Origin of the sequence: Photorhabdus hainanensis (assembly GCF_018448965.1) — a bacterium.
Lineage (GTDB): Bacteria > Pseudomonadota > Gammaproteobacteria > Enterobacterales > Enterobacteriaceae > Photorhabdus > Photorhabdus akhurstii.
Genome location: NZ_RCWD01000001.1, coordinates 98,355 through 115,720 on the forward strand (window position 1 = coordinate 98,355; position 17,366 = coordinate 115,720).

The following is a 17,366-nucleotide window of genomic DNA, read 5'->3' on the forward strand; positions in this document are numbered from 1 at the left end:
ATGATTATCAAAAACGAAAAAGCAGAAAAGATTATCAAAAAACATTGTGCTCTCGTGAGCCGGAAGCCTGCGCGAGCTGTTGCTGAATTAGTCGCTGCTGGCATGTCAGAATCTGAGGCCGCTGCTATGGTTAAGGCCAACGCGCCAGCCCGGAAAACACACAAACCTCACAAACCCCACAACAGCCATGCAAAACCGGTGGATCTGGAAGCACTGAGCACCCACTACATCGTAGTTGGTGATTATGATCTGTTGAGCCTCAAGCATCAGGACGCATTGATTGCCGCCATCCGAAACGGAAAAGGCAAAAGTTCATGGCATGACGAGCCAATGGCGGTGACGCTGTTCGGGTTAGTTAAAGCCTATCCGATTATCACGACAGCCGAGGTGAATAAATTCCTCAGTCGTGGGGCATTCATCGACAGCATTCCGTTGTTCATTGACGGGGAGATGATCGAGGGTGAAGCCATGCCGTCAGCGAATAACGACAGCGTGAAGGGGGTTTTTCGCGCAGTTAAGCAACTGAAAAAAATCACTGACCACCTGGTGGATACAGGAGAATTAATCTTTAAAAAATACCTCGACCGTGTACCGACTGACGAAGATGTCAAACACGCGGTGGGCATCGTTGCGCCTGTAATCATTAATCCCTATTTCCACAAAATTAACTATGAGCGTCAATACAACGAGATGCCTGCGTGTGAACACACTGAGGACAGTAAGCGGATTATCAATGAGTGGAAAAAAGAACTGAAAATCAAAGGGGGCAAGAAACCGAACAGCGATACTTTGGCGAGCATGTTTGATTCGGTTCTTGCAAAGGAGATGAAATAATGAACATTCCATCTCAAAGAGATTATGTCACTAATACCGACTTATTCGCAACCTTATGTGGTACTCACCAACTTGTTGATGTCGCTATCACGCGGATAAAGGAAGGCCGAAATCTTGAAGCGGAAAGTATATTACGAAGGGCGAATACAGTTTCTTCGTTTCTGGGAAACTACTATCAACAGTTCTTGAAACCCACCACGATGAAAGAGTTTATTGCTAAAGGCGAACTAAGCACCTATGAATTTTATGCCCCCACCAAACCGGACCTGAAAGGCGTAAAGCTGACCGCCAGTGATGATTTTGGGCAGGATTACAAAGAGGACCAGCTAGCCGAGATTATGGGGGATTCAACGCTGGTGGGCGATATCGTCAGGAACTGGCTGGAGAACGGCAACGATGAACCGACGATTTGTTTTTGTGTCAACGTGGCCCACGCCAATTTTATCACGGTCGAATTTAATAAAGCGGGTGTCAATGCTGAGGTCATCATTGCTGAAACACCCCCGGAAGAAAGGCAGATCATCATCCATCGGTTTGAGCAGGGTGTAACAAAAATATTAGTGAGTGTCGGTACGCTGATTGCGGGGTTTGACAGTGATGTCCGGTGCATCATCTATGCCCGGCCTACCAAGTCAGAAATCCGATGGGTGCAATGTCTTGGCCGCGGATTACGTACCGCTCCCGGCAAAGAAACCTGCATGATATTCGATCACAGTGGAAGTGTTCACCGACTCGGCTATCCCGATGATATTGAGTATGATGCATTGCCCTCTAAACACTTTATGAAGCTGGTAGGTGTTTATGTTTGCCCTAAGTGTGGTTTTAAGCCTCTGAGTGGTGAAGATGTGGAAGTGGATCGTTCTCGCGGGCTGAAAAAGCTCAACGGCAAGGACCGTATTTACAGTAAGAAAGAAAAACAAAGCTGGTGGTCACAAATCAAGTATTACCAGCGCCAGCGAGCTAACCAAGGCAAGCCTATCTTTGATGGCTGGTGTAAGCATACCTTTAGAGACAAATTCAGTGAGTACCCCAATGGTTTAAATGACCATCCGGTCGAAATCACCCCGGAAATCAATAATTTTATCAAATGGAAACTGATTTCGTGGATAAAAAGCCAGGAGAAAAAACAACTCAGTTCAGCCATGCAGGGAGATAACTGATGAAAACAACGGATGCAGTGATCGGCAATTGGTCGAAAGTTTTTGAGTATTACAGCTTACCGCCCATTACAGGGAAAAAGCACTACAAAGGGAAGTGTCCTATCTGTGAGCGGAAGGGCAAATATCGTTGTGATGATAAAGACGGTCGGGGAACCTTTATTTGTGTCTGTAACAGGGGTGATGGTTGGGCGCTGCTTCGGCTAACTCAGAAGAAAGATTTTAAAACGCAGGCAAAAGAAGTTGATGAAATTATTGGCAATACGTATCTCCGTCAGCCTGAAAGCGCTCAATCTTCTGTCAATAAAGATGACCGGTCATTATTTCGTGACAAGGTGATTAGGAAGTATTCCACACTGGTGAACCTGCGCGGAACGTCAGCCGAAAGCTATTTACGCAACCGGGGGATTAACTGTTTACCCGTCGAGCAAATCAGGTATTGCAATCATCAGCCCGTGGGAACGAAAGCTTTTCAGGCCATGTATTCTCTGGCTACGGACGATAAAGGCGCGCTTTGTTACTTGCACAGGACGTTATTAGAGGGTGACAAAAAAGCCAATATGGATCTCGCCAAACAGACCTATTCCCTCCAGTCTGATGATTATTTAAAGCACACAGGCTCTGTTGCTATCCGCATGTTTCCAGTTTCATCAACATTAGGGATCACTGAAGGCATAGAAACGGCTTTGTCATGTAAACAGATATACGGTTGCAACACCTGGCCAACTATGAACGCGGGATTCATGGGGAAGTTCCGGGTACCGAGCGGGGTTAAGCACTTAATTATTTTCGCTGATATGGACCTGCATTCAGCGACTGGGCACGCGGCCGCGTTTGAGTGTGCCAGGGGTAATCTCGTTGCCAAAAACGATGTAGAAACGGTCAGTATTCGCTGGCCTGATTATGGTGATTTCAATGACGTACTTGTTAACGGTGATGAAGTACGTGAGCTATCTTTTAAGAAGTGGGTGGAATAATGAAACTCGAATCAGCATTAAAACATTTCAGCCCGAAAGGACTGGTCGTCAATAGTTCACCGAAATGTACATCAACAGACCGGATCACCGGTACTGATGTGATGGCGGCATTAGGCATGGCCGAATCTAAGGCTGCATTTGGAATGGCGGCGTTCTTGGGTAAACACGGCGTCAGCAATGAAGATACCATACGGACCGTTGAGCAACTGACTTTGTATGCCAGACGTCAGGTACCCAAACTTATTACCAAAGCGGGTGGGCGCCAGTTAGGAAAATGCCTGGTGATCTTGGCAAAAATGGCTTTTGAGGAATATTCCCGGTCAGCCGCTACAACCAGCACATGCACACATTGCAATGGACGCGGGCTGATATCAGTTCAGCGTGATGTGATTAAGTACGCAGGGTATAAGGACGTGATAGAGCAACGGGTAGAAACTGAGCGTGTAGATGAACTTTGCTCTCCTTGTAATGGCAAAGGGATTGTATCCAGCCGTTGTCGTTGTAACGGTACCGGGAAAGTCGTTGATCACGAAGCGACGAAAGCGACGGGCGCGCCAGTAATTAAAATCTGTGAGCGTTGTTCTGGTCGCGGTTATAGCCGCGTACCGTCCTCAGTGGCATATACAGCAATTAAGGCTCTCCTGCCCGATTTAAACGAAAGGACATGGAGAAGGAACTGGAAGCCATTCTATGAAAAGCTGGTGGCGAAATGCGATATTGAGGAGAGTAGAGCAGCATCCGAATTCAGTAAAGTGACACAATAAAAAACATATAGACAGTTTGCATTTTGTCCGCAATTGGTTTATTGTCTATAAACAGTGGGAAATTGTAGCTATGCTCACTAACGAACATTCAGGCCCGCCGATGAGCGGGTTTTTTTATTTCTACCAGTAGCAAACTCAAGGTTTACAACTAGATGGCTGTGCATAGCATGGCTTTTTGTCTTTCAGCCAAAGTAAACGACCCCTGAGCGGGGCCGTTGGGTTACGGAATTAGTTGTTCTGGAGTACAGTTGTATAATGCAGCCAGTTTTTCTCGTGTGCGCTTCTGTGGTCGATCCGAAGCCTCCCATTGAGACACGGTTGATTGAGCTGTGTTGAGTTTTTCAGCTACCTCATGCTGAGACAGCCCACGATAGATGCGCCAGGCCGCCAGAATAGAAACATCCTGATCAACCATAATGGACACGACGCCGTTAGGCACGGTCACATCATCATATTTTGACGGAGTGTATGGCACATCCTCCCAATCTTCCTTTGTGCTGAGAAGTTTTTCGTATTCAGCTACTGGCAGGACAACATATTGAGGTTTTCCTGCTTCATCATTTATATATTGCATTTTCATGTATTCATCCGGGTGGCCAAGAGTCGCGGTGAATTTAATAATGAGGAAATGGCGGGTTATTACCCCGCCTAGTACGTTGTCGATGTTCTCCGTTTGACTGCCATTATCGAGCAGATAACCGGCTCGCCGTCAGTGATTTCGAAGATTATCCTGTATTCACCAACCCGTAGTCTGTATTGGTTATCAAGGTCATGAAGCTTCTTGATGTCCAACGTCACTGCGGGGAAAGTTTCAAGCTGGTTAACCTTCTCATTGATAGCTTTCCGGTATCTGGTATCGATTGAAAGCAACTGTTTTCGTGCCTTCCTCGTCCATTGAACCGTAACCATCGTTTCCTCATTTGTTAAAGAGCCTATCCGCTTGGGATGATTAGATAATACGATTTTAATCGTATTGCGTCAATAAAATGCGATTAAAATGCGATATTGTTTTCAGGTCGCGCATTGCGTGGCCTTTCTTATTGATAGGTAAAATCTTCTTTTCAGTCTGCTCTATAGGTGATGCTGTATTTATATACAGTTGTGGTGTTCAAGGCAGTAGCATTTTTATGATTGTTTTTGCTTCTCTCTTTTTAGTATCAAGAATTACTTTAAGGAACTTTGATATAACTCAGTGACTGCTCCCCGCCGTAAAAAACGGCGAGGCTTCCCACTTCTCAGGCCGCCACCGTCTTTATGACGGATTTGCGCTGGCCTCCGTGGGCAGAAACGACGAGTCCCGCCGCCTGTAATTCTGTTATGCCCTTGCGCTGGATGTTGAGCGCCGCATTGATATCGCGGTTTATCGGCAGATATCCATTCAGTCAGGAGACGTCGGAGTCGCTAGCCCTAAGGCCCTCTGGGCTTTTCGCCTGATATCCCCGCCCGCACTGGGTAAGGGTTTACGGCGGTTTTTGCTAACGTGGAGGGGAGATATGAAATATTATATAAAAATATGTATATTTATCGCATTTACCCTCACTATTACTACGTGGTACAAAGGTTGGTTTATAGGTCTTGATGACGCTACTATTCGTTCAGCCGCAACCGTTGCTGCGCAAGTATCTGCAACACTATTAGGATTTTTAATCACAGGCTTATCGATACTTGCATCCGTGTCTGGCAATAGGTTGTTGAAAAAAATGCAAGCCTCAGGGCATTACCGTGTTTTGCTAGAGAAGATCTTTATGGTGTCAATATGGTATTCACTTTCTCTTGTTATCAGTTGCTGGACAGTGATATCACCACAACAATTTTTATATGTTAGTGCTTATGTTTGTGGGTGTTCTTATCATCGGTATTTATGCTGGGTGATATAGGGTGGAGATTTCGGTTAGTTTTGAAGAATATTTAACCCCTATATAATTACCCAACTTGACCTTGTAGTACTCACGCTATCGACTCATAGTCTAAATCCGGTGATTTATATAGTTCAAATTTAGTACTCCAGTTTTTTCGAATAACTCATTCTAGGCTGCGATTATTCGCGGCCTTTTTCTTTTCACGCCCGTTTAACGGGGTCTTAATCCCCAACGGGGGTGGAAATATGAAACTCATGGACAAATACACAAGTCCGTCAGCTTATTGTTGGGGGATGCTAACGGCTACGCTTGGAGCGCTGTCATTGAACGACTGGGCACTTATTATCGGCATTATCTGTACTGTTGGAACCTTTTCAATTAATTGGCATTACAAGCGAAAAGAATTCCAGCTAAAGCGGGAGAGTAGAAATAATAAAGACCAAGATTAAATTAAGTTGCCGTTATTGGTCTTGCGCTCTCCGGGGCGAGTGCTATGGCTATATTGTCACAGTTCTTAGACGGGAAAGAAGGCAATTGGCTATCAGTATATCAAGATGCTGGTGGTATCTGGACAATTTGTCATGGCATAACCCACATTGATGGTCAACCCGTCAAAAAAGGAATGAAATTAACCGCCACACATACTCCGTTTAGTGAACGGAACTTAATTAAAACAAAGTGCCGGATAAAAAGACCAGCACTTTGTCAATAGTCTGAATGGTATGATTTATACCATTGTTTATCTGAAATAAACCTGAGGTTAGGAGAATATATGGATAACATGTCGCTTCTTGTTGGGAACAGGAAAAAAAACAAAATACAAATATATAAACTCAATATTTGTGGAGAAAAGTTAACGCTTACTGATAAGGATGTTGTATGGGAGTCACCCAACGTTCAGTATATGACGGAAATAAAACCCATCTTATACAACGGAAAAAAATCAATATTATCCACGACAAGTAATGGTGTAATTATATTCGAACTTTCAAAGGAGAAGAGAGTGTTATTTCACAAGGAAATAACAGGCTATCAAACAAACATACATTCAGCACACTCACTCCCTGATGGAAATGTTGTGATAGCGGACTCATATGGATGGCTGGGCATCTTACCCGCTGGGGGAAACAATGTTGAAATCCCACAAGAGCAGGTCCCGTGGTACAAATTAGCTCATGCTCATGCTCTCACTTATGATGAAAATGCTCATAAACTTTATGCAGGTGGCTACACAACTATCAAGAAATACACTTATCAGGTGAAAGATAAAAAACCTGTACTAACTGAAGAGGCCAGCTATGATATAAGTGACTACTACTTAAGATGTAAAGTTTATAACAAGTGCAGCGAGAATGCCGACTGGGAAGATGGAGTTCATGATATATATCAGGTTTATGGTGAAAAATCGGGAATGTACTTCTTATCGACAGGGGAAAGGTGCTTTTTATTTGATTCCACTAAGTTAGATAATGTTCCTAGCGGAAAAATCACACTTGATGAGTTCAAGCCATTCTATGAAATTGACAGTAAAATATCTCAGGGACTCGAAAAAACCGCGAAAGAAAAAAAAGTTATTCTGAAGAAAGGTGGAATAAAAGCCGTCTCTGGTTTTATTGATCAGGAGAATTTTTTAACTATTGCGCATGCAGCACCATGGTTTACCACTGACGATAACTATTTTCATGAGGGAACTCATCTTATTTTTTCAACAAAAGTGGACGATATCATCGACTTTGACATTACGGGCAAAAATAAAATAAATTTCTCCCCATCTTCAGCAGTATCTTTCTATAAGGCACGCTTGCTTGACAAAAACTGGATGCCCGATCTGTAGATACTGGCGCACTGAATTATTTTAGTGACATTCCTCCGAAAAAATAATCCTGTTAATACATATTGTCTTCCTGAAGGAAGATAGTGAGACTAATGGAAGTGCATCTTCCCTCTCAGAAATTAAAACACATAAGGGGGGGATTGTAACGGCTCAGATAGAAATTCTGTGAGGATGCATTTGAAATATCTTAGCCCTGTGAACTGGCTAAATTGTATTTTACAGGTACACCCAAAACGCACAGCTCAGTGAGACAGTTTTTCTGTCTCATTTGGGTTGTTTTTGTCTCATCCTGGTGTGACGTTTTCATCATCTAGAGTTAAACGAGACAGTTCTCAGTTATGGCTCTTTACGGTTATGCCCGCGTTTCAACCAGCGACCAGGATCTCACCCTGCAAACACAAACACTCCGTGCTGCTGGTTGTGAAATCATTCGTTCAGAAAAAGCCAGTGGAAGCAGCCGAACCGGAAGGAGTAAGTTGCAGCTGTTACTGGAATTCCTGCGCCCCGGCGATACGTTGATGGTGACCCGCGTGGATCGCTTGGCTCGCAGCATTAAGGACCTGCAGGATATCGTGTATGCCCTTAATCAGCAGGGCGTAACACTCAGGGCAACGGAACAGCCTGTAGACACGCAAACGGCAGCGGCGAAAGCCCGTGGCGTATATCGCGGAAGAAAGCCCTCAATAGATCCTGCTGAGGTATATCGCCTGTACACCACTGAGAAGATGGGCGCTACGGCAATTGCCCGCCAGCTCGGGATTGGGCGGGCGTCAGTCTACCGGACTCTGGAAAATTATGAGCAGCTGGTGTAGCACTATCCCGGTTGACTCCCTGTTGCAACTGCGGCAACGGCTTGATCGCCTGCCGCCAAAAAGCCCCGAACGCGCCACTCAGATTACCGCACTGAAATTACGTACTACTAACAAATCTGGCCGCCATCTGTCGACCGAACGGGCAATACAGTTGCTGGAAGAGCATGGTGTGGAGACTGTTCAGGGATTGATCAGAAGTCCCAAAGGTTTACTTCGAAAACAGACAGTCAATCGCTGGCTTTCCCGCTGGCGTCTGGAGCAGCCCCGCCTGTTACGGGAGCCTCCGGCGGTAAGATTTCAGGCTGAAAACAGTAATGACTGCTGGCAGTTTGATATGTCACCGTCCGACCTCAAACATATTGAGCGGCCTGACTAGGTAGACCCTGCCCGGGGCGAACCCACACTGATGCTGTTCAGCGTGGTGGATGACCAGAGCGGTGTCGCTTACCAGGAATACCGGTGTGTACGGTGAAGATGCGGAGTCAGCGCTGCGCTTTCTCTTTAATGCCACGGCGCTAAAAGTCAGACCTAGTTTTCCTTTCCAGGGCCGCCCGAAAATGCTGTATCTCGATAACGGTCCGGTGGCCAAAAGCCATGTATTCCAGAATATGATGCAGTCCCTGAAGGTTGACTGGCTGACGCATACACCGGCAGGCAGGGACATTGGTTATCGTACCGATATTTTTACGCTGGACGGGATCACCGGCAGCCAGCGTGAATACATTCAGTGGCTGCTGAAAACCAGCACCGGTAAGGGTAAGCTGGAATATATCCTGACCACTGAGGCTGTCGACCTGCTGGCGATGAAACTCCGGACTCCATTGCAGGTGCAATTGCATCTGAAGCTGGTGATGGAAGCAGGATACCAGACAGGTGAAAAACCGATCACCGCCAAGCTGGTTGAGTCCGTGCTTTCGAGAATTTATCGCTTCAGATATTGAATACGTCATGCTTGGAGTTAGTCTATCAGCAGGAGCTTATCCTGATGCTCCTGAGTTACCGAAGTCTGACGGCGAAGCTGTTTGCCGCAGTGTAGATAAACGCCGTTGGGAAATCGTCCCGGATTATCGCGGAAAAATCACTTACGACACATTAACACGTACTCAACGGGAAATCACTGAACTGGGTGAATTACCTGAAACTCTGACTTTCGAGCAACCGGCCACCAATTTTGATAAATGGGATGGTACAAAATGGGTCACTGATAATGTTGCTCTGGAAGCAAATCAGATTGAACAAGCGGAGCAGCGGCGTGTAGCTCTGTTACGACACGCGAATGAATCCATTGAATTACTGTAAGATGCTGTTGATTTAGATATCGCTACCGAAGCAGAAAAATCCGCTTTACTGACATGGAAAAAGTACAGAGTGTTGCTGATTCGTGTAGATGTGAATCAAGCGCCTGATGTGCAGTGGCCGGAAGTGCCGAAGTGAAAACAGGGCCGTGAAGCCCTTATTATTCATAGCGATAACAGCTTACTTTCCCATTGTTCGATAATTTCTCTCTTCTCTTTCAGATAGTCATATTTAGTAATGAGATTTTTTGTGTATAGTAATATGTATAGTTTTATTTTTATTATTAATTTAATTGTTATTTATCAATATATTAGTGTTGTTATTTGAATCTCTCCTCCGCTCGATAAGTTGAAACAATAAAACCTCAAGATAAAGACCTCTTAAAATTTCATCAAATCAACGATGCAAAACAACAGCAAGCAGCATTGTTACAACAAGCAAATGAAACACTCTCATTGCTACAGCACTCTGTTGATTTAGACGTCTCCACAGCAACAGTGAAAGCCTCTCTATTCGAATGGAAAAATTTATTCGTGTTGACGTTCTGCAAGCGTCTGATGTTCAGTAGCCGGAACAATCGATGGCTTGAATAAACAGGTCGTTCATATAATGGTTTTGTTGATGTTTTAGTTAGGATATTGAAAGAGATTCAGCCTATAACTTGAAATAGAAAAATTGTAGTAAGAAATGAAAGAAGGGAGAGATTAGTAACTTCTTGATATTGAATTGTTTATTGTAATCAATTATACAAAATTAGTTAACCTTATAAGGAATAAGAACAACACTTTATTATTTTTCTAAACTAGACTTTGATTGGCATGAGTTTCAAGGGGATTTTTTTACAATGATCTGAATATATTGATTATGAAATAATGTTATTTAATTTAAGGAAGGTATATGAACCAAAGAAATGATTTTAAAGCCTTTTCTATTAGTGATGACGCTAATGTAGTGAATCAAGAAAAATATGAAGAAAGTCAGAGTCTACAGACGGGGTTTCCACCAGAGAATGTTTCTACTCATGTGTTAAATAAGGTATTACGCCAATCCTCAATAATATCATCTGTTGTAGCTAATTTTATTGCGGAACAATCTGGCGCTGAGGTTTTGGATAATGGGGATATAGCCAAGCTTACTGCACAATTAAATCAAGCATTAGAACAAAAAATTGCAACAGACATTCCCGACGCTTCATTAACACAAAAAGGTGTTGTTCAGCTTACAAATGTGATTGGTAATAGTGATACATTGGGAGTCACACAAAAGCTTGCTCAGGAAATAGTAAATTCATTACGTGAATATACAGATAATCGAATTGAAACAATCAGTGAAGTTCCTGTTGGTTCTCCTATTCCCTGGCCATTGCCGAATCCACCTGTTGGTTATTTCACTTGTAACGGTTCAGCTTTTGATAAATTACAGTACCCAAAGTTAGCAGAAGCTTATCCTGAGGGTAAATTGCCCGATTTAAGAGGTGAATTTATTCGAGGTTGGGATGATAAACGCGGTGTTGATAGTGGCCGTAGAATTTTAACTTCTCAGGGGGATGCCATCAGAAATATTGAGGGTTCATTCGCCGGCATGATAGCGCCAAACTATCATTTGGCAACAAGAGGGGCTATTTATGCTAGTCAAGTTCTTGGAATAGCCTCAGATGGCAGTTTCAAATCATTAAATGTCTCTGACACGGATACCCCATATGGCTTTGGATTCCTGGCGTCAAGGGTTGTTCCTGTAGCCTCAGAGAATCGTCCTCGCAATATCGCATTTAACTATATTGTAAAGGCTGCATAATGATAGGGCCATTTGGCCCTTATTGTTCACAGTGATAGCAGCTTACTTTCCCATTATTCAATAATTCCTCTTCTTTATTTCAGATAGTCGTAATTTAATAATGATATTTTTATCATTGCAGTTATTTGGTGAGATATATTACAAACAGTTTTATCTGTAAAGTTAATATTTATTTCTGAGTGGTTGGTTTTTTGAATTTATTAATAACGCAAAGGTGGTGTGGTAAATATAATTGGATGTAAAATATACTCATTAGCTTACTAATATAATATTTGGTGGCTTAATAATGACTTTATTCGGTAGCAGAAAAAAGGATAATCAAGAGAATTACGTAAACTGCCCGTTTTGTGCTGAAAAAATTAACCCAATCGTTATTAAATGTAAACATTGTGAGTCTGAGATTAAAGAATAAATGGAACTAAAAAAAGAGAAAATGGATCTAAATAGCGTTTCATAATTTTGCTACACATGGCCTTATTCAACCTATTGTTATATATGGAATTATGAGTAGTATAAGATGTAGCACTATTTTAGAGTCTTATTTAGAGAAACTTAAAAGTTTCACTCCATCAGAACTTGCTCCTTTTTCATTTTATCGGTAGGGAAGAGACGGTAACGAGCTGGTTGAAGATAAGATTAAAGAATTAGCGGAACGATTAATTAAATCCAATCCAGAAAAAACGGTTAATGAGATTGAAAGCTATTACCGCATAGAAATAGAAAAGTTGGCTAAGAGACTACCCAAACAACTCAGGAAAGAATTTCATGAGAAATATACTTATTGGTTATATGTATCGAAATCTCAAAATGGTTAATAAAAACCCCTTGGAAATAAATTGTTTTTTAATAAACTCTGATATTTTAAGTAGTTCAGTGAAACAATATAAAATCACATGGATGTGAATTTGTCTTTATTTTCTGATGATAATGACTACAAATTGATGCTTGATAACGGTTTATTTTATTAATCTTTATATTAGACAAATTCCAAATGATTTTTTATAATTGATTCTAATTGAAATGCATGTGGTTTTTTAGAATTAAAAATAATGGTTTATAGGTTTTTTAATGCAAAGGATTAATTTGGTTTATATGAAAAATCAATTTGTTTAAATGGTTTTTATTTGCAATAGTATGAGTGATTTAAAGTTGTCTTTTTAAAACATTAGGATTTAATAAAGTTTCTTGTTGATGGGTAAATTTATTTATAATGGGGTTAAATAATTGGCTATAAAAAATATGGAATGGAAAAGTTAATGATTGATTTAAAGGGATATGAAATTATTTATTCATAGAGTAATAATATTGCATTTGTTGGTTAAATCTGGAGTGGTGAAATTCTATTTTCGCACAGTAACTATACCAAAGGGGATTGAAACATGATGTATTCAGTTAAAGGTGTTCAATATCAAACGTTGGTAAATATCCCTAAAAACATTGGGTTAGGATATTCAAGATGGAGTGCCGGTAAAGTTCACCTTATTGATGGTGAATTCCTATTTTATGGTTCTGTTGATATTCAAGGTGAGAACGGGCCTATCAATAAAAAAACGGAAGTTGATGCTAACTGGACGGTAAAATTTAATGAAATGCCTTGCGATAGTCAGGGTAATATCTTGCTCAAATCTCACTGGCTTAGTCCTGCGAGCAATGATAGTTGGCTTATAAAAGATAAAATGCGGCTCATGATTCTTTGCTCAAAAGAACCAACTCATCGATTGATTCTTGAGACTGGTGAAATCATTGATAATAAAGTTGACAACGATTATCTTCGTAACATGATATTTTCTTACACCATACTACGGCGCTAATAGTAAGCGATGCGTTTAACTTAAAAAATGCTCTGATATTTTCAGGGCATTTCCTTAATTATAGAGATAATCCACCCTTGTTCAGATGGAATGGAATATTAGATATATGAGAAAACAACCTGATATTTTTATTTAATGATGGGAGTGATTGCTGAAAATGGTTTATATAAGATATTGATATAGTGGTGGTATATTCTGGAAATGAGTCATTATAGGTTCATTAGCTAATAAAATAGGTGAATGAAAATAAAATAATTCATGAGTAGAGGGATTTAATTTAAATAGTGGCAGTAAATAATCACTTTTTACCTGTAATTTTTATATTTGGTTTCATAATAACATGTAATATAGATTATATCTTTAGTCAAGATAATTATGTTGCTGAAAATATAAATTGTAGACTTGGTAAATTGGGTAATATTGAGTTTTTCAATATTTAAATTCATGGTGAAATTAATACAACTGTTGGCGTATTGGATGATGTCACTATTGAAAAGGGGCTGCGAGATTAAGAGGTACTGATTTTTTTTGATAATCGAATTCAGTGAATTGGCTTCATCATCATTGAACGCTTTATAGGCAACGATTCTCACTTACTACACAGATCTTAGCAAAATCCGCCGTAAACCCTCGCCCAATGCGGGCGGTGATATAAGGCGAAAAGCCCGTAGGGCTTTCAGGTTATTAACCCTCACGCTCATTGGCAGCCCGGGGGGACACGGCCAAAAAAAAGCGGTTAAAATACATCAACTATCCCGATGAGCGCTGATGATGTTAAGAGCCACCAAAGTCCGCATTTACCCGACACCCGAACAGGCTGATTATCTCAATGCTCAGTTCGGTGCGGTTCGTTTCGCGTACAACAAGGCGCTCCACATCAAGAAGCACGCTTATCAACGCCACGGGGTGAACCTCAGCCCGCGTAAAGACCTCAAGCCCTTACTGTCAGTGGCGAAAAAATCCCGCCGGTATGCCTGGCTCAAAGCGTATGACGCCATCGCCTTGCAGCAGGCGGTGATTAACCTCGATATGGCGTTTTCCAACTCCAAGCGATCATTGTTGAGACGCTGAAATCGGCCAACATGATGAAGAATCCCAGGCTGGCTCGCGCTATCGGCGATGCGGGCTGGCATGGCTTCATCAAGAAACTGGAATACAAAGCCGCAGAGAAAGGGGTTCATCTGGTGAAGCTGGATCAGTGGTTCGCCAGTTCGAAAACCTGTCACTGTTGCGGTCACAAAATGCCAGAACTGCCGCTGCATAAGCGGAGCTGGCCATGTCCTTGCTGTGGTGTCGAACATGATCGTGATATCAACGCAGCGCTCAACATCGAGCGCAAGGGCATACAGGAATTACAGGCGGCGGGACTCGTCGTTTCTGCCCACGGAGGCCAGCGTAAATCCGTTGCATCGACGGTGGCGGCCTGAGAAGTGGGAAGCCTCGCCGTTTAGAGGGTGTCGCAAAAGGCGTGTATTATCCGTTAAGATCTACGTACTTCTTTTAAGCGCAGATCTTTTATGACCTTATTCATTCGAAAACGGGAACCTTCCCTTCATACCGGACGTCAGTTTGTCAAAGCTCAGCACTTACCTGTATTGGATGGCTCCCTTTCTGATTATCTCAGGCAAATGGGGGAGCGTAGCGCATTTATTGTTACTGACATTCTTGATGAGCAAGATTGGGGCCCTTTTGAACGCCATTATGCTTCGACAGGGAGAGCCCCTTATTCTCCACGCTCCATGATAGGGATCCTGCTTTATGGGATCATGAAAGGACACTGCTCGCTCAGAGAACTTGAACGACTTGCGCGTTTAGATTTAGGCTGTATTTTTGTCAGTCAGGGAATTACGCCCGATCATGCCAGTCTTGGGCGTTTTATTTATCAGCACCAATCCGTCCTGACGGGCTCGTTTTTTTAAGGCACTGACCTTATCCATTTTGCACCGTAGTCATTCGGACGGCTCGTGCCTGGCCGGTGACGGGACAGTGATAGAGGCGGCCTGTTCTCATTACCACCTTTTAACTCAGGAAGTGATTTCACGTGAAAAAAATACTCTCACGGCCACCCCTGCCACAGCGCAGACAGAAAAACGCATAAAGCAATTGGAACAGGGAGCCAGCGTATTACGGCGCCGACAAGAAAATCGCGAAAAAAAAGGGAAGGATGCCAGCCAACTGCGTATCAATCCAACAGAACCCGAAGCCGTCGTCCAGAAACTTAAGCGGGGAAGGGGATTTTCAACTTCCTATAAACCGTCTGTTTTAGTCAACAACAGACGTCTTATCGTCGCTCACACGGTCGATCCCTCCAGTGAAACCCAAGTGATGGCCGCGTTATTGGCGCAGAATCTCACTATCTCGGGCGGTCACCCGGAAAAATTGATATTGGATGCCGGTTATTTCCATGACGATGTGATTGCTGAGGCGAAGAAACATCAGATCTTGCTGTTTTGTGCAGAAAATTCAGACCGACAGCGCGCACGAAAAATCTATCCTAAATCATTATTTACTTATGATGCTGAGCAAGATTGCTATATTTGTCCTGTGCATCACCAATTGTCCCTGCAAAGTACAGTGAAAGCCACTGAAAAAACGCGGCCCTATCGGGTTTATAGCGCTGACAATTGTGCCGGATGCCCGCAGAAAGCGGGCTGCACAAAGGCTAAAGGAGGAAGAAAAATAAAACGTTATCCGGAAGATGAAGGGAGGGAGGCGCTTCGTTTGCATATGGCCCGACCCGAGTCAAAACAGATATTGAGTCAACGGAAAAGCCTGGTAGAACCGGTATTTTCGGCATTACGGGGAATTCAGAGACTGGAACGCTTTCGGCGTAAGGGATTGTCAGCGGTAAAGCTGGAGTTTTCCCTGCATGCAATGGCCTATAACTTATCAAGAGCGGTGGCTCTGATATTAGGGATTATTTTTAGCCTGTTATCCATACAAATAACAGGCTGCCCAAAGTCAGTGATTGAATTTAACTTGATGCTTGAAAAAGTGACCTTAACCTTTTGCGACACCCTCTTTACGGCGGGGAGCAGTCACGACAGACGACTTAAGTATGTGATTATATTTTTGCTGCTACCTTATTTTTACCCTTTTTTTGAAGGGAGTTGTAATTGATTGATTTTATGGGTAAATTAATTATCTCTTATAAAAAGGGTTTTTCACTTTTTAGTAGTTATGCTCTTTGAAAATCAGCATGTTAAAGTTAATATGTAACAGTGCACTGCCGTACAGGCAGCTTAGAAAAACTCCAAAAACTACGAACAAGGCAAGGAACTGTGCACTGCCGTACAGGCAGCTTAGAAACGGTTCCTCATCGAGAGAGTGCTCCTCTGACCGTGCACTGCCGTACAGGCAGCTTAGAAATTGACGACTAGAATGAACACCAATTCTTTTATGTGCACTGCCGTACAGGCAGCTTAGAAATCGGTGCAAGGGACTGGAATGGGACTTTGTGGTGCACTGCCGTACAGGCAGCTTAGAAAACACAGCGACGCTGAAATGCCTTTACCCTGGTGTGCACTGCCGTACAGGCAGCTTAGAAAGGAAACACCAAAGAGGGCCATTTACTAACAGCGTGCACTGCCGTACAGGCAGCTTAGAAAATAATGCATAGCACGCAAGATAATCTCTCATTGTGCACTGCCGTACAGGCAGCTTAGAAAATTAGCGCTCGATTGGGAAGAGCGTATTCAATGTGCACTGCCGTACAGGCAGCTTAGAAATGATGAAATTGAGTATGACAAGTTGCCCTCAAGTGCACTGCCGTACAGGCAGCTTAGAAATGAATTACACCGGCTATTAACAAATATTATCCGTGCACTGCCGTACAGGCAGCTTAGAAATGCCGTCGCGGCTCCAGTTGGCAAAGAACCATGTGCACTGCCGTACAGGCAGCTTAGAAATGAAATAATCGGAAATGTTGTCATACAAGGAAGTGCACTGCCGTACAGGCAGCTTAGAAATCCATGTTCGGGAAGAACCGTTGAATTTGCTCGTGCACTGCCGTACAGGCAGCTTAGAAAAACCACAAATAAATCGCCTAAAACTGTTTTATGTGCACTGCCGTACAGGCAGCTTAGAAATGAGGCGATTTGATAAAGTATTCTTATATTTTGTGCACTGCCGTACAGGCAGCTTAGAAAAGTTCAATATCTATTTGAATCGCCGTCGCTACGTGCACTGCCGTACAGGCAGCTTAGAAATTCATCTAGCCCAACCCCCT

16 protein-coding genes, 5 pseudogenes and 1 CRISPR repeat array (1 of these 22 only partly in view) are annotated in these 17,366 nt (G+C 42.8%); of the genes and pseudogenes, 18 read left to right on the forward strand and 3 right to left on the reverse strand.

The features are described 5' to 3' along the window. The 4 genes and pseudogenes from EAE92_RS00460 to EAE92_RS00475 all read left to right on the forward strand — a co-directional run bounded on the left by EAE92_RS00460 (position 1) and on the right by EAE92_RS00475 (position 3,732). Positions 1 to 834 (forward strand): hypothetical protein, encoded by an 834-nt coding sequence (locus EAE92_RS00460; RefSeq protein ID WP_046396445.1) that lies wholly within the window; start codon positions 1 to 3, stop codon positions 832 to 834. 14 nt (positions 835 to 848) lie between these two features. Then, positions 849 to 1,994: pseudogene (locus EAE92_RS00465) on the forward strand (DEAD/DEAH box helicase); the annotation flags it as partial. Further along, the gene (locus tag EAE92_RS00470) at positions 1,994 to 2,968 is read left to right on the forward strand and encodes a DUF7146 domain-containing protein (protein WP_214066652.1); all 975 of its coding nucleotides are present in this window, start codon (positions 1,994 to 1,996) and stop codon (positions 2,966 to 2,968) included. The pseudogene EAE92_RS00465 and the gene EAE92_RS00470, both read left to right, overlap by 1 nt. Beyond that, entirely contained in the window at positions 2,968 to 3,732 is a 765-nt protein-coding gene (locus EAE92_RS00475; protein WP_214066653.1) for an antitermination protein Q, read from the forward strand. The genes EAE92_RS00470 and EAE92_RS00475 overlap by 1 nt, the downstream gene beginning before the upstream one ends. 220 nt (positions 3,733 to 3,952) lie before the next feature. Here EAE92_RS00475 and EAE92_RS00480 read toward each other — a convergent pair whose 3' ends face one another. The 3 genes and pseudogenes from EAE92_RS00480 to EAE92_RS00490 all read right to left on the reverse strand — a co-directional run. Beyond that, entirely contained in the window at positions 3,953 to 4,312 is a 360-nt protein-coding gene (locus EAE92_RS00480; protein WP_046396441.1) for a helix-turn-helix domain-containing protein, read from the reverse strand. Positions 4,313 to 4,380: 68 nt separating this feature from the next. Continuing rightward, a complete protein-coding gene (locus EAE92_RS00485) occupies positions 4,381 to 4,641 on the reverse strand; it encodes a type II toxin-antitoxin system RelE family toxin (RefSeq protein ID WP_036807218.1) in 261 nt (86 codons plus the stop codon). 326 nt (positions 4,642 to 4,967) lie between these two features. Further along, positions 4,968 to 5,093, reverse strand: a pseudogene (locus EAE92_RS00490) (RNA-guided endonuclease TnpB family protein); the annotation flags it as partial. A 132-nt stretch (positions 5,094 to 5,225) separates the two neighbouring features. Between EAE92_RS00490 and EAE92_RS00495 the strand changes: the two are divergent. The 14 genes and pseudogenes from EAE92_RS00495 to EAE92_RS00565 all read left to right on the forward strand — a co-directional run bounded on the left by EAE92_RS00495 (position 5,226) and on the right by EAE92_RS00565 (position 16,258). Beyond that, positions 5,226 to 5,609: a hypothetical protein gene (locus EAE92_RS00495; protein ID WP_214066654.1), complete on the forward strand. Its 384-nt coding sequence runs from the start codon at positions 5,226 to 5,228 to the stop codon at positions 5,607 to 5,609. A gap of 227 nt (positions 5,610 to 5,836) precedes the next feature. Next, the gene (locus EAE92_RS00500; protein WP_214066655.1) at positions 5,837 to 6,040 is read left to right on the forward strand and encodes a phage holin family protein; all 204 of its coding nucleotides are present in this window, start codon (positions 5,837 to 5,839) and stop codon (positions 6,038 to 6,040) included. Positions 6,041 to 6,084: 44 nt separating this feature from the next. Beyond that, positions 6,085 to 6,303, forward strand: a complete 219-nt coding sequence (locus EAE92_RS00505; protein ID WP_214066656.1) for a glycoside hydrolase family protein — start codon at positions 6,085 to 6,087, stop codon at positions 6,301 to 6,303. Between the two features lie 60 nt (positions 6,304 to 6,363). After that, a complete protein-coding gene (locus EAE92_RS00510) occupies positions 6,364 to 7,425 on the forward strand; it encodes a DUF6528 family protein (RefSeq protein ID WP_214066657.1) in 1,062 nt (353 codons plus the stop codon). A 338-nt stretch (positions 7,426 to 7,763) separates the two neighbouring features. Beyond that, positions 7,764 to 8,237: a recombinase family protein gene (locus EAE92_RS00515; RefSeq protein ID WP_214066658.1), complete on the forward strand. Its 474-nt coding sequence runs from the start codon at positions 7,764 to 7,766 to the stop codon at positions 8,235 to 8,237. Next, a pseudogene (locus EAE92_RS00520) lies at positions 8,221 to 8,914 on the forward strand (transposase family protein); the annotation flags it as partial. The gene EAE92_RS00515 and the pseudogene EAE92_RS00520, both read left to right, overlap by 17 nt. A gap of 271 nt (positions 8,915 to 9,185) precedes the next feature. Further along, positions 9,186 to 9,671 (forward strand): annotated as a pseudogene (locus EAE92_RS00530) (tail fiber assembly protein). 218 nt (positions 9,672 to 9,889) lie between these two features. Further along, the gene (locus EAE92_RS00535; RefSeq protein WP_415186272.1) at positions 9,890 to 10,126 is read left to right on the forward strand and encodes a tail fiber assembly protein; all 237 of its coding nucleotides are present in this window, start codon (positions 9,890 to 9,892) and stop codon (positions 10,124 to 10,126) included. A gap of 304 nt (positions 10,127 to 10,430) precedes the next feature. Next, positions 10,431 to 11,327, forward strand: a complete 897-nt coding sequence (locus EAE92_RS00540) for a phage tail protein (protein ID WP_214066659.1) — start codon at positions 10,431 to 10,433, stop codon at positions 11,325 to 11,327. Between the two features lie 1,379 nt (positions 11,328 to 12,706). Continuing rightward, a complete protein-coding gene (locus EAE92_RS00545; protein WP_214066660.1) occupies positions 12,707 to 13,138 on the forward strand; it encodes a hypothetical protein in 432 nt (143 codons plus the stop codon). A gap of 771 nt (positions 13,139 to 13,909) precedes the next feature. Continuing rightward, positions 13,910 to 14,182: pseudogene (locus EAE92_RS00550) on the forward strand (helix-turn-helix domain-containing protein); the annotation flags it as partial. 38 nt (positions 14,183 to 14,220) lie between these two features. Then, positions 14,221 to 14,565, forward strand: a complete 345-nt coding sequence (locus EAE92_RS00555) for an RNA-guided endonuclease InsQ/TnpB family protein (protein ID WP_214066661.1) — start codon at positions 14,221 to 14,223, stop codon at positions 14,563 to 14,565. A 90-nt stretch (positions 14,566 to 14,655) separates the two neighbouring features. Continuing rightward, complete coding sequence (locus tag EAE92_RS00560) at positions 14,656 to 15,057, forward strand: transposase (RefSeq protein ID WP_214066662.1); 402 nt, start codon at positions 14,656 to 14,658, stop codon at positions 15,055 to 15,057. A 19-nt stretch (positions 15,058 to 15,076) separates the two neighbouring features. Then, a complete protein-coding gene (locus tag EAE92_RS00565) occupies positions 15,077 to 16,258 on the forward strand; it encodes a transposase (protein WP_214066663.1) in 1,182 nt (393 codons plus the stop codon). Positions 16,259 to 16,359: 101 nt separating this feature from the next. Then, positions 16,360 to 17,366: direct repeats of the CRISPR family, unit length 28 nt; unit sequence GTGCACTGCCGTACAGGCAGCTTAGAAA (it continues 280 nt past the right edge of the window).

Bases quoted from the DNA above. Each gene is read 5' to 3' on its own strand.
- EAE92_RS00540 (WP_214066659.1), top strand. From the start codon at position 10,431: ATGAACCAAAGAAATGATTTTAAAGCCTTTTCTATTAGTGATGACGCT.
- EAE92_RS00470 (WP_214066652.1), top strand. From the start codon at position 1,994: ATGAAAACAACGGATGCAGTGATCGGCAATTGGTCGAAAGTTTTTGAG.
- EAE92_RS00545 (WP_214066660.1), top strand. From the start codon at position 12,707: ATGATGTATTCAGTTAAAGGTGTTCAATATCAAACGTTGGTAAATATC.
- EAE92_RS00500 (WP_214066655.1), top strand. From the start codon at position 5,837: ATGAAACTCATGGACAAATACACAAGTCCGTCAGCTTATTGTTGGGGG.
- EAE92_RS00475 (WP_214066653.1), top strand. From the start codon at position 2,968: ATGAAACTCGAATCAGCATTAAAACATTTCAGCCCGAAAGGACTGGTC.
- EAE92_RS00495 (WP_214066654.1), top strand. From the start codon at position 5,226: ATGAAATATTATATAAAAATATGTATATTTATCGCATTTACCCTCACT.
- EAE92_RS00555 (WP_214066661.1), top strand. From the start codon at position 14,221: ATGATGAAGAATCCCAGGCTGGCTCGCGCTATCGGCGATGCGGGCTGG.
- EAE92_RS00510 (WP_214066657.1), top strand. From the start codon at position 6,364: ATGGATAACATGTCGCTTCTTGTTGGGAACAGGAAAAAAAACAAAATA.
- EAE92_RS00485 (WP_036807218.1), bottom strand. From the start codon at position 4,641: ATGGTTACGGTTCAATGGACGAGGAAGGCACGAAAACAGTTGCTTTCA.
- EAE92_RS00560 (WP_214066662.1), top strand. From the start codon at position 14,656: ATGACCTTATTCATTCGAAAACGGGAACCTTCCCTTCATACCGGACGT.
- EAE92_RS00505 (WP_214066656.1), top strand. From the start codon at position 6,085: ATGGCTATATTGTCACAGTTCTTAGACGGGAAAGAAGGCAATTGGCTA.
- EAE92_RS00480 (WP_046396441.1), bottom strand. From the start codon at position 4,312: ATGAAAATGCAATATATAAATGATGAAGCAGGAAAACCTCAATATGTT.
- EAE92_RS00515 (WP_214066658.1), top strand. From the start codon at position 7,764: ATGGCTCTTTACGGTTATGCCCGCGTTTCAACCAGCGACCAGGATCTC.
- EAE92_RS00460 (WP_046396445.1), top strand. From the start codon at position 1: ATGATTATCAAAAACGAAAAAGCAGAAAAGATTATCAAAAAACATTGT.